The 11,687-nt window shown below is 43.6% G+C and carries 10 protein-coding genes; 5 read left to right on the forward strand and 5 right to left on the reverse strand.

The window, feature by feature from the left end; all coding sequences use genetic code 11:
• Window positions 1-462 precede the first annotated feature (462 nt).
• From ABTQ23_RS17030 to luxS, 4 genes are all read left to right on the forward strand, one after another.
• The gene (locus ABTQ23_RS17030) at window positions 463-1,056 is read left to right on the forward strand and encodes a beta-phosphoglucomutase family hydrolase (RefSeq protein ID WP_408616956.1); all 594 of its coding nucleotides are present in this window, start codon (window positions 463-465) and stop codon (window positions 1,054-1,056) included.
• Window positions 1,057-1,171: 115 nt separating this feature from the next.
• Window positions 1,172-2,734 carry a glutamate--cysteine ligase gene (gshA, locus tag ABTQ23_RS17035; RefSeq protein WP_408616957.1) on the forward strand — a complete coding sequence of 521 codons (1,563 nt, stop codon included), beginning with the start codon at window positions 1,172-1,174 and terminating at the stop codon, window positions 2,732-2,734.
• Window positions 2,735-2,739: 5 nt separating this feature from the next.
• Window positions 2,740-3,357: a transglycosylase SLT domain-containing protein gene (locus ABTQ23_RS17040; RefSeq protein ID WP_408616958.1), complete on the forward strand. Its 618-nt coding sequence runs from the start codon at window positions 2,740-2,742 to the stop codon at window positions 3,355-3,357.
• 136 nt (window positions 3,358-3,493) lie between these two features.
• Window positions 3,494-4,003, forward strand: a complete 510-nt coding sequence (gene luxS, locus ABTQ23_RS17045) for an S-ribosylhomocysteine lyase (protein ID WP_408616959.1) — start codon at window positions 3,494-3,496, stop codon at window positions 4,001-4,003.
• Between the two features lie 67 nt (window positions 4,004-4,070).
• Here luxS and ABTQ23_RS17050 read toward each other — a convergent pair whose 3' ends face one another.
• Window positions 4,071-5,351 (reverse strand): HlyC/CorC family transporter, encoded by a 1,281-nt coding sequence (locus ABTQ23_RS17050; protein ID WP_408616960.1) that lies wholly within the window; start codon window positions 5,349-5,351, stop codon window positions 4,071-4,073.
• 167 nt (window positions 5,352-5,518) lie between these two features.
• A complete protein-coding gene (locus ABTQ23_RS17055; protein ID WP_408616961.1) occupies window positions 5,519-6,304 on the reverse strand; it encodes a cytochrome C assembly family protein in 786 nt (261 codons plus the stop codon).
• Between the two features lie 222 nt (window positions 6,305-6,526).
• Here ABTQ23_RS17055 and ffh point away from each other — a divergent pair, with 222 nt between their 5' ends.
• A complete protein-coding gene (gene ffh, locus ABTQ23_RS17060; RefSeq protein WP_408616962.1) occupies window positions 6,527-7,915 on the forward strand; it encodes a signal recognition particle protein in 1,389 nt (462 codons plus the stop codon).
• Window positions 7,916-7,978: 63 nt separating this feature from the next.
• Here ffh and ABTQ23_RS17065 read toward each other — a convergent pair whose 3' ends face one another.
• The 3 genes from ABTQ23_RS17065 to ABTQ23_RS17075 form a co-directional block, all read right to left on the reverse strand.
• The gene (locus tag ABTQ23_RS17065) at window positions 7,979-9,646 is read right to left on the reverse strand and encodes an alpha-keto acid decarboxylase family protein (protein ID WP_408616963.1); all 1,668 of its coding nucleotides are present in this window, start codon (window positions 9,644-9,646) and stop codon (window positions 7,979-7,981) included.
• Window positions 9,647-9,718: 72 nt separating this feature from the next.
• Complete coding sequence (locus ABTQ23_RS17070) at window positions 9,719-10,906, reverse strand: amino acid aminotransferase (protein ID WP_408616964.1); 1,188 nt, start codon at window positions 10,904-10,906, stop codon at window positions 9,719-9,721.
• A 282-nt stretch (window positions 10,907-11,188) separates the two neighbouring features.
• The gene (locus ABTQ23_RS17075; protein ID WP_408616965.1) at window positions 11,189-11,662 is read right to left on the reverse strand and encodes an Lrp/AsnC family transcriptional regulator; all 474 of its coding nucleotides are present in this window, start codon (window positions 11,660-11,662) and stop codon (window positions 11,189-11,191) included.
• Window positions 11,663-11,687 lie beyond the last annotated feature (25 nt).

An 11,687-nucleotide genomic window follows, 5' to 3' on the forward strand; every position in this document is an offset into this window, starting at 1 on the left:
CGTGTGTAGCTCAGCTGGATAGAGTACCTGGCTACGAACCAGGCGGTCGGAGGTTCGAATCCTTCCACACGCGCCATTTCTTCTTTGAACATTTCTTCTCAATCTCATTACATCAATCGTTAACTGCCAGTTAAAACAATCATCAGCGATAAAAAAGCTGAAAGAGCCAGCGAAACGCCACCAATCCAAAATAAACCCAGTCTAATTGTCCTGCTGGACAGATGAAAATAGAGGCTGATAGCACTCCAAAGCAATGTTAATATCAATGGTATTAAAAATAATCGTGTCATCTTCTAAGTGATTTTGCCAAAGGCTATTTTCAAATCTTAGTGAAGATCAGCTATTTTCACAGTAAGTTTTGCACTGAGTTTCATTTTTCATGCAATAAACTTAAAGCCCGGCATTGTCATAGATAACAATATTGCGGTTATGAATGACTTAAATAAACACAGTTGAGGTCTTATGTACGATAAATATGCTGCGCTTATCTTTGATATGGATGGCACTGTGATTGACTCTCTTCCTGCTCATCAGCGAGCGTGGGAGCAGATTTTAGCTAAATACCAAATTCCTTATACACCAGAAGTCATGAATCAGCTTAACGGCTGGCCTGCGTTGCAGACCGTCGATTTTTTATGTGACAGAGCTAATATTAAGCATTTAGACAATGCTCAAATCAGCGCTGAAAAAGAGGTGCTTTATCAACAACTAGCACCCAAGATGGTTAAAATTACTCCAATCGTAGACATCGTTAAACAATATTCTGGGAAAAAGCCCATCGCTTTAGGCACTGGCGCGAGCACCAGTGAAGCGACGAGATTACTGACTCATTTGGGAATCGCTGGATTATTTGAACATATCGTCGGCTCTGATCAAGTTGAAAAACATAAACCTGCGCCAGATACCTTTTTACGCTGCGCTAAGCTGTTAAACGTGCCATCAGAGCAATGCATTGTGTTTGAAGATGCTCAGGCTGGTTTTGACGCTGCTAAAGCTGCTGGAATGACGCATTTTGATGTGCGCACAATTTGTAAACCGAGCTATTTTGTTCAGTAGCAACTATTGCTGAAGGCCGTTTTTTAGTAATAGCTTCAATAGGTCGTGCTTATTGGATCTTTTAGGTTAATCCAGATATGCTTGCGCGATACACATTTACCTTGAGAGTTATAGTTTGAATCAAGATTTTTCAGGGCTTTTAAATGGCCTCAAACAGTTGGCTCAAACCGGTTTAGGTGAGCAGATTGGCCGCGGTATTGAACGCGAGACACTGCGCATACAACCCAATGGACAGCTTGCGAAGACGCCGCACCCACGCCAGCGTCTGGGTAGTAATTTAACTAATCCGCTGATAACGACTGATTATGCCGAAAATCTGCTCGAATTTGTGACTCCGGTTGAACGTAACCATGAGCAGTTGATGAATGCTCTGAAAGATATTCATCGATATACCGCTGATGCGATTGGTGATGAATTGTTGTGGCCGATGAGCATGCCGTGTTTTGTGGGTGATGACGATGATATTCCATTAGCGACCTACGGGCAGTCTAATGTCGGTATGATGAAGCATATCTATCGGCGTGGGCTAAAAGCGCGTTATGGTAGCACTATGCAGATCATTGCTGGTATCCATTATAACTTCTCCTTGCCAGAGAGCTTTTGGCCACAATGGCAACAGATACTTGGTAATGAGCAACCACTGCAAGAGTTCGTCTCAGAGCAGTATATGCATATTATCCGTAACTTCTATCGCTATGGTTGGGTGATCCCTTATTGGTTTGGCGCATCTCCGGCATTGTGTCAGAGCTTTATTCAAGACCGTCAAAGTAGCTTAGAGTTTCAATCGCTTGGACAAGGTTCTCTTTATCTTCCATATGCGACATCGCTGCGGATGAGTGATTTAGGCTATACCAGCAGTGCTCATTCTAATTTACAGATAAGTTACAACTCTCTTAAAGAATACGTCTGTAGCGTTCGTAAGGCCACTCAGACGCCTTCTCAGACGTTTGCCAAGCTTGGGGTTAAGGTTGATGGCGAGTATCGTCAGCTCAACAGTAATATCCTGCAAATTGAAAATGAGCTGTATGCGCCAATTCGTGCTAAACGTGTGACTAAATCTGGCCAGACGCCATCGCAAGCATTGTTTGAAAAAGGCATTGAGTATATTGAAGTGCGCTCGTTGGACCTGAATCCATTTGTTCCGCAAGGCGTGGCTTCATTTCAGCTGCAATTTATTGACTCATTGCTCCTTTGGTGCTTGATGATGCCATCGGCGCCGATGGCTGAAGGCGAGCTGCAGCAGTGCCGAGATAATCTCAATCAAGTTGCGTTAAAAGGTCGCGATCCAAGCCTTAAATTGCATATTAATGGCCAAGACCGTCTTGTGAGTGATTGGTTAAAAGAGATTAATCAAGCAATGGGCGAGGTAGCCAGTGTTTTAGGGCAGCAATTTACCGATGCCGTTGAGCGGGTCACCCAGCGTCCGCCGCTTTCTGAACAACTACTTTCGCAGTTAGTCGGTGAGAATGAAGATAACAGCGTCTTAGCGCTAGAGCTGGCTAAAAATCACAAGCTTGCCCTGCAAGAGCATCCACTGAGCTTTTGGAGCAAAGATAAATTGGATGAGATTGTCGCACAAAGCATCGATGAACAAAAAGCGATTGAGCAGCAGGACAACCTGAGCCTGGATGATTATATTCAGGATTATTTCGCAAGAGCCAGCGTGCCATTGGCTTAATCGTTATGCATTTTTATCGCATCGTTGCCATCATCGTATTTATGAGTGCTCTGACAGGTTGTGCTAGTGCGCCGCCGACTCATCCTAATAATTTATGCGATATTTTTCGCGAAAATCATGGTTGGTATGAGGCGGCTAAAGATATGAATAAACGCTGGGGAACACCTGTGCAGGTACCGATGGCGTTTATCTATCAAGAATCTCGGTTTCATTACGATGCTGAGCAACCCATGGAATATTTTTTGGGATTTATTCCGATTGGCCGCAAAAGCTCAGCGTATGGGTATGCGCAGGCCCAAGATAGTACGTGGGCCGATTATCAGCGCGCAACCCATCGTTATGGTGCGGATAGAGATGATTTCGCCGATGCGATCGACTTTATAGGTTGGTATACTAATAAAACATACATCTTAAATGGTGTTTCAAAATGGGATGCTAAGGATCAGTATCTCAATTATCACGAAGGATGGGGAGGTTATCGGCGCGGGACCTATAAGCACAAAAGCTGGTTACTGCGCGTTGCTAAACAGGTTGATGCACGAGCCCGTCGTTATGGTGCTCAATATCGCAGTTGTAAGAAAGAGTTAGATCACGGCTGGCTGTATCGATTGCTGTTTAGTTAAAGTATGGTGCCTTGATGATGAAAGCGTATAATGAGCCAAGGCTCAGAGTCGTTTTTTAAGGCTTAGAGATAAGCACTTGGTATCGGCTTAGAACTTGTCCGTAGAACCGCCGAGAGGCCTAAAGAGAGAGATTTTTATGCCATTATTAGATAGTTTTACTGTAGATCATACTCGTATGCACGCACCAGCGGTACGAGTCGCTAAATCGATGACCACACCAGGTAAAGATACCATCACTGTTTATGATCTGCGCTACTGTGTTCCGAATGAGGAAATTTTGCCAGAAAGAGGCATTCATACCTTAGAACACCTTTTCGCTGGTTTTATGCGCAATCACTTAAACAGTTCAAATGTTGAAATTATTGATATTTCACCGATGGGATGTCGTACTGGTTTCTATATGAGTCTGATTGGTCAGCCAACCGAACAGCAGGTTGCTGATGCATGGCTGGCGTCAATGAAAGATGTATTGACGGTTCAGTCTCAAAGTGAGATTCCAGAGCTGAATAAATTCCAGTGTGGAACTTATCACATGCACTCGCTTGATGAAGCGAAACAGATTGCTCAAAATATTATTGATCGTGGGATTGCTGTTAACCACAATGAAGATATTGCCTTGAGTAAAGAGCAGCTTGCTGCTTTATAAGCAATCTTTAAATGCGTAATAAAAAACCGGCTCTTGGCCGGTTTTTTATTTTTAAAACAACGCGTTATTAGTTTGATGCAATATTTTGATAAAATTGCGGCATAATGCGTGCCTGGCGAATTGCATTATTATCAATCTCTAGAACTTCGATTGGATATCCAGCAATTCGCATTCCCACGGGCGATTTTGGAATATCTTCAAGATATTCAACAATTAACCCATTTAATGTGCGCGGTCCATCGGTAGGTAACGTCCAGCCAAGTTCTTTGTTCAAATCTCGAATATTCGTCGTTCCTTCGATGATATAACTGCCATCTGGCTGCGGATGAATCTCTTCACTTGGTGTGGGGGAGATAGTTGTGGTGAAATCACCTACAATCTCTTCGAGAATATCTTCTAAAGTGACTAGCCCTTGAATATCACCATATTCATCGACAATCAGTCCGATGCGCTCTTTACGGCGCTGAAATTTACCCAATTGGATATTCAGTGGGGTATTCTCAGGGATAAAGTAAATCTCTTTAACTGCCCGCAGCAGAGTCGTTTTATCAAATTGCTCTTTGACCAACAGACGCAGTGCATCGCGAGCGTGGACAAAGCCGACTGCATCATCAATATTATCGCGATAGAGCAACAAGCGTGTGTGAGACGTATGGGTGAGTTGTTTTAAAATGGATTCCCACTCATCATTGATGTCAATGCCTGCGATATCGTTGCGTGGCACCATGATGTCATCGACACTAACGTGTTCAAGATCCAGGATACTCAGTAGCATATCTTGGTGACGGCGAGGAATAAGCGTGCCAGCTTCGTTAACTACTGTACGAAGTTCTTCTGGATTTAAAGCCGATGTTGCCGCTTTTTTAGGATTCATGCCGCAAACCAGAAGTAACACATTGGAGATGCTATTAACTAGCCAGATGACAGGAAACAACACTCTCATCAATGGCCCTAATATCCAAGACGAAGTAAACGCAAACCGTTCTGGATACAGTGCTGCCATGGTTTTCGGAGTTACTTCGGCGAATATCAAAATAATCAGCGTCAACCCTATTGTGGTAATCGCTAGCCCATAATTAGGAAACCAGCGCAAGCCAACAACGGTTGCGATAGAGGATGCCAAAATATTAACGAGGTTATTACCGATAAGAATCAGACTAATTAGTCGATCGGTCCTTTTTAATAATGCATCCGTACGTTTAGCACTACGGTTATTATTTTTCACCAAGTGCTTCAACCGATAGCGGTTGAGCGACATCATGCCTGTTTCTGAGCTTGAAAAGAAAGCCGAAATGGCAATCATCAAAACGAGTATGCCTACTAAGACACTCGTCGAGATATCGTCCAAGAAATTTACTCCTGTTAAGTACCAAAGCCCATTAAAAGTGTTGACTTAGGTGGTGTCAAGTGACAAATCTTTTCTAAGTAAATGATAACAATAATACTGGAAAATTAGATCAAAATTGATATTGCAAAAAATTGCTCAACAGGCCGCTAAATGAGCGGCCAACGTGATTAGTAGAAATTAGATAGGAGCCGGCTTCCAAAGTAAGAGAGAATTAATAAAATAGCGCCAAGCAGCGTTAAAACGCCAATGGTCCGTCCGCGCCAACCCCAGTAGCGATGCCCTAATAATAAAAGTAGATAAACGAACCAGGCAATGACTGCCAAAATAGCTTTATGAACCTGATTGTTATCAAAAATATGGCTAAGGAAAACAAATCCGGTAATCAGCGAAATTGTCAGCAATACCATCCCAATTTGAATAAGTGCGACCAGTTGGTTCTCAATTTTAATCAAGGGTGGCATCGACAGCTTCAACGCATGAGGACGGTGGCGTTTTAATGAATAATCTAGATATCCCAGTTGCAGAGCAAATAAGGCCGCTATCATCATCACCGTAAAGGCAACCAGAGCAAACCCAATATGAACCATCACTTGCGGATAAATGCCCAAGTGCAAAATATAAGGGGTACGGATAAAGTGCGCTAAAAGCAGCGTAATCACGCTAGCGATATACACAACAGGCAGCATGATCCACAGTTGGAAACGCGAACATCCCATCGTCACCGATAAACTGAGCAATAGGCACAATAAAACCGCGACGTTGACGATGCTTAAATCTTGGCCGTTGGTGAGCAACATATGCTGACTCACCCAAACCCCATGAAGAATTAATGCGAAGGTGGCGCAAATAAGAACGCTACGTCGTTTTTTGGCTTCTTGAGATAATAACGATTTGCCACAAGCATAAGATGCAATGAGATAGAAGACGATTGCTGGCAGCAAGACTAAATTCATATCAATTCAAACATTAGCTTAAGAAAGTGTTTTGACAGTATACCGTTGACTGTTTTTAAGAGCTACCCGAGAAATGTGTTGTTGATACATCGATTTGCAAGTTAGCGTCACTGGGCTATGTTGGTCGCTTAAAAATTAGGTACAATAGGGGCCATATATCTAACGGGTGGCTTGAGCGTCCAGTTATGTGGAATGGCTCAACCGGTCATATGAAGGATTACCATGTTTGAAAATCTATCAGAGCGCCTTTCCAAGACGCTAAAAAACATAAGCGGCCGTGGCCGGCTGACCGAAGACAATATTAAAGAGACCCTGCGCGAAGTGCGCATGGCGCTGCTTGAAGCCGATGTCGCACTGCCAGTAGTGCGTGATTTTGTCAAACGCGTAAAAGAGCGCGCGGTCGGTCAAGAAGTCTCAAAAAGTTTAACTCCAGGCCAAGCCTTTATTAAGATTGTTCAGTCGGAACTGGAACAATCGATGGGCCAAGCTAACGAAGCGCTTGATCTGGCAGTGACTCCGCCAGCCGTTATTTTGATGGCGGGTCTGCAAGGTGCTGGTAAAACCACCAGTGTGGCTAAATTAGCTAAATTTTTAACTGAGCGCGAAAAGAAAAAAGTATTGGTGGTCAGCGCCGATATTTATCGCCCAGCGGCGATTAAACAGCTCGAAACTTTGGCTTTGGAAGTTCAAGTTGAATTTTTCCCAAGTAGCACCGAGCAAAAACCAATTGAGATCGCCACGGCTGCTTTAGATTATGCCAAACTGCACTTTTTTGATGTACTGATTGTCGATACCGCAGGTCGATTGCATGTCGATGAAGACATGATGATTGAGATCCAGCAGTTAAATGATTATTTAAAACCTGCTGAAACATTGTTCGTGGTCGATTCAATGACCGGGCAAGATGCAGCTAATACTGCCAAAGCGTTCCATGAAGCGCTGCCTTTAACTGGGGTCATCCTGACTAAAGCTGATGGTGATGCGCGTGGTGGTGCGGCGTTATCGATTCGTCAGATAACTGGCAAACCGATTAAATTTATCGGGATGGGTGAGAAAACTGATGCCCTAGAGCCTTTTTATCCAGATAGGATTGCATCGCGAATTTTAGGTATGGGCGATGTGCTCTCTTTGATTGAAGAGGTGGAGCGTAACGTCGATAGAAAGCAGGCTGAAAAATTAGCCTCGAAAGTGAAAAAGGGCAAAGGATTCGATTTAGCCGATTTTCGAGATCAACTTCAGCAGATGAAAAAAATGGGCGGTATGATGGGCCTGATGGATAAACTGCCAGGAATGGGGCAGTTACCAGCGGGGGTCAAAGATCAGATGGATGATTCGATGACCATCAAAATGGAAGCAATTATTAATTCCATGACCGTTAAAGAGCGGGCTCATCCGGACATCATTAAAGGCTCTCGTAAACGACGTATCGCCGCAGGTTCAGGGACTCAGATCCAAGATGTGAATCGGTTGCTCAAACAATTTACCCAGATGCAGAAAATGATGAAAAAAATGTCGGGTAAAGGTGGCATGCGTAAAATGATGCGCCAGATGAAAGGTATGATGCCACCAGGAATGGGCGGTGGTATGGGCGGCGGTCGTGGCCCATTTTAAATCGCTTTATTACTCTTATTAAAACTAAAGCCAGCATTGTTATGCTGGCTTTGTTTTTTATCGCTATTTGTTTTGTGGGCCTCGGGGACCATAATCAAATTGCGCAACGCCAGGGCCAAAGCGTTTTAGTCGTTCTGGTGCATCCATTGGCTCTAACTTCAATTCGATAAACGATGCTTTTGTTTCATCTAACGAATCAAGAACAGTTTTAAGTTGCTCGTGAGTCGTTACTTCTTGGTAGTTAAAATCAATGTTGGGAGCTAGAGCTCGTAACAGCATCTGATAATCCCATTGAGGAATATCATTATAGGCAGCTGTTTTGCCCATGATATAACGCTCAATTGTATAACCGCAGTTATTCAGCATCACAATAATTGGCTTTAAGCCCTTTTGTAGAATGTTGCTCAGCTCTTGAGCTGTCATCTGCAACGAGCCATCACCAATGAATAACCAGTGACGTTTATTGGGTTGAGCTATCATCGAGCCTAGTAAAGCCGGCAGCGTATAACCGATTGAACCCCAGATCGGCTGACTGAGATAGTGGCAGTCTTTGGGAAATGGTACGGTTTGCAAAGCAACATTAGCGCTGCCATTTTCGCCTAGGATTAGATCGCCTGCTTTAAAATAATGGCGCAATTGTTCCCAAAGCTTATCTTGGCAAAGCGCGCCTTCTTGCTTGGCTAAAGGCTCTTTGCGTACATCGTTGACTGGAATTTCAAATTGGCACTCAATAGTTTGCTCAAGTAACTGATTCAGTAATACTGGCGCGCAAATGCCTTCGAATGTTTGCTGCTCAAAGGTGATATCAAAACCGCGTAGATAAACTGTCTGTTCAGCTGGCAGGTTCTGCGTTGCTACCATGGAACTGCCTTCGATAAAGCACGGGGCGGTGGCCAGAATGAAATCTGCTTTAGCGATATATTGGTTAAGCGTATCGTTTGCCTGATCTGGGTAGTAGCCAAGCCATAATGGTGAGCTTTCATCTAAGATAGCTTTGCCAGTTGGAAAGCTCGCATAAGGAATTTGGTAACGATCGCACAGTTGCTGTAGCTGCGAGGCCATTTGTGATCGCTCTGCATCCATATCGACCAGCAACAGTGGATGTTTAGCCTGAGACAGACGTCCAATCAGTTTCCCGATGATAAGCTGATGCTGGCGTTTGTCATAACTGGCGTATTGGCGCGTGAGCGGCTCAGCTGAGGGCGAAATTTCGAGATAGCTTAAGTTTGATGGCAATTGTAAATAGACGGGACAGCGTTCTTGCCAGCAGTAGCGCAGCGCTCTGTCAATTTCTTCACTGGCATTCGATGGCGTTAATCGGGCTTCGGTAAGGGTAAATTGGCGCACCGCATTGCGCACATTATCAAAATCTCCCTCTGCCATCGTGTGGTGAACTCGCAATCGATTGCGGATTGCAAACATCGGTGGGACGCCACTAATCATTACAACTGGAACATGTTCAGCAAGACTGCCCGCTACGCCACATAATGCACTGAGATCGCCTACGCCATACGTGGTTAAAAGAGCTGCAATCCCATTGGTTCGAGCATAGCCATCGGCTGCATAAGCTGCATTGAGCTCATTACATGTGCCGACAAATTCGATACCTTCGACTTCATCTATTTGTTCTAAAAGCTGCAGATTAAAATCACCTGGAACTCCGAACACATATTTAACATTGAGCTGACGAAGACGTTGCCATAAATATCGGCCAATCGTGACAGATTGCATGACATACTCCTTAGTGGATTTATATTGTTTTAAGAATTAAAAAAGGCCGCTTAAAGCGGCCTGTGTAGTCGGTTAAACGATTGCGGCAAAAGCCTTCGCAACTTGCTGCACATTATATTTATTGAGACCAGCGACGCAGATTCGACCGCTTTCAATCAGATACACGCCGTGTTCAACGCGCAGTTGTTCGACCTGTTTGGGTGAAAAACCGGTATAACTGAACATGCCTTTCTGGGTTAAAAAGTGGCTGCCATCAAAATCAGGCAGAACTGTTTTCATGGTATCGACTAAGGTCTGACGCATAGCGAGCATCCGCTCACGCATCTGGGTCACTTCTTTACGCCACAGCTGGTTAAGCTCTGGCGTGTTAAGTACTGTTGCAACGACATGAGCACCAAAAGCTGCAGGGCTTGAATAGTTGCGACGTACTGTGAATTTCAGTTGCCCTAATACTTTTAACATCTGTTCGTTATCTTCACAGATAACTGATAACCCGCCAATTCGCTGGCCGTACATCGAGAAAATTTTCGAAAATGAGTTAGCGATTAATGCCGGGATCTGCTCTGTTGCCAGCAGGCGCAATAAAAAGGCATCTTCTTCTAAGCCTTTAGCAAAGCCTTGATAGGCAATATCTAAAAATGGGATCAGGTGGCGCTGCTTAATGATCTCTACAACTTTAAGCCATTGTTCATTGCTAAGATCAGCCCCTGTTGGGTTATGACAACATGGGTGCAGCAACACGATGCTCTGGGCACTTAATTGGCTAAGGCATTCACACATTTTGTCAAAGTTAACGCCTTTAGTTTGGGCATCAAAATAAGGGTAGCGATTCACTTTAAAACCTGCGCCAGCAAAGATTGCTTCGTGGTTATCCCATGTTGGGTCACTCACCCAAACCTGCGAATTAGGGAAATAACGTTTAAGAAAATCAGCACCAATTTTAAGTGCGCCTGAGCCACCTAAAGTTTGAATCGTTGCAATTTTTTGCTCGGGTAAAATAGGATGATCTTCACCGAAGAGTAAGTTCTGAACCGCCTGACGATAAGGAGCAAGCCCTTCCATCGGCAAGTAGCTGGTGGGCTTGGTGAAATCAAGCTCAGTAATAGCTTTTTTAACTGATTCTAGTTGTGGGACCTGACCGTTTTGATCGTAATAAAGGCCGATGCTCAAGTTGACCTTATCCTCTCGAGGATCAGCGATAAAATCCTCTACAAGCGATAAAATAGGGTCGCCTGCATAGGCCTCAACGTGTGAAAACATGAATTTATTCTCCTAGACTAACTAACGGTTTGGTCAATAATGTTGGCAATAATCAGTTTTAAATAAGCTTACTATTACTAAGTTAGCTACTTTCATTACGATTATCTGCAATGAAAAACCAGACAGACTTAAATTGGTTTAGCAATGCTTGGATTATCACTCATAATGCCATTTTTTTACACAAATAAAGTGCTAAATAGATAATTTTTAAATTTTATGTGCATAAAATCATTATTTTTTAAATAAACTAACCTAAATAAACGTCTTTATGCACATTTTTCATTAACTGGGTTGTTCTTGCTGATGTACGATTTGGTTTTCTTTCAGGCGATCTAAAATGACAGACGTTTTAATTTGACTGACCCCGCTGTAACTAGATAGCTCGTTGAGTAAGTCATTTAACCCACTTAAGTCATGAGCGCCAACTTTCAACTGGTAATCGTATTCCCCTGTCACTTTATAGGCATCCAGAACAGCTTGATTGGCACTGAGCTGGCGATGAAAGCTTTCCATCGTTTCAGGACCGTGATCACTTAAGGTTATCTCTACCAGCCCCTGAACCTGGCGTTTTTGTGCTTTTAGTGCAAGTCGTGCTTGATAACCTTCGATATATCCATTTTGTTCCAGCGCAATGCGGCGTCTTGAGCATTGTGATGTTGATAGACCGATAATCTGGCTAAGTTCCTGATTGGTCAAACGGCCATTTTGTTGCAGCAGATTGAGTATTTTCCAATCGTAGTTATCAAGTGTTGTCATAAGGTCTTTCCTTATCCATGGCTAG

It is taken from the genome of Celerinatantimonas sediminis, from assembly GCF_046054195.1.
Lineage (GTDB): Bacteria > Pseudomonadota > Gammaproteobacteria > Enterobacterales > Celerinatantimonadaceae > Celerinatantimonas.

Excerpts from the sequence above, each read along its gene's own strand:
- ABTQ23_RS17030 (WP_408616956.1), top strand. The coding sequence starts at position 463 with ATGTACGATAAATATGCTGCGCTTATCTTTGATATGGATGGCACTGTG.
- ABTQ23_RS17040 (WP_408616958.1), top strand. The coding sequence starts at position 2,740 with ATGCATTTTTATCGCATCGTTGCCATCATCGTATTTATGAGTGCTCTG.
- luxS (WP_408616959.1), top strand. The coding sequence starts at position 3,494 with ATGCCATTATTAGATAGTTTTACTGTAGATCATACTCGTATGCACGCA.
- ABTQ23_RS17055 (WP_408616961.1), bottom strand. The coding sequence starts at position 6,304 with ATGAATTTAGTCTTGCTGCCAGCAATCGTCTTCTATCTCATTGCATCT.
- ffh (WP_408616962.1), top strand. The coding sequence starts at position 6,527 with ATGTTTGAAAATCTATCAGAGCGCCTTTCCAAGACGCTAAAAAACATA.
- ABTQ23_RS17065 (WP_408616963.1), bottom strand. The coding sequence starts at position 9,646 with ATGCAATCTGTCACGATTGGCCGATATTTATGGCAACGTCTTCGTCAG.
- ABTQ23_RS17070 (WP_408616964.1), bottom strand. The coding sequence starts at position 10,906 with ATGTTTTCACACGTTGAGGCCTATGCAGGCGACCCTATTTTATCGCTT.
- ABTQ23_RS17075 (WP_408616965.1), bottom strand. The coding sequence starts at position 11,662 with ATGACAACACTTGATAACTACGATTGGAAAATACTCAATCTGCTGCAA.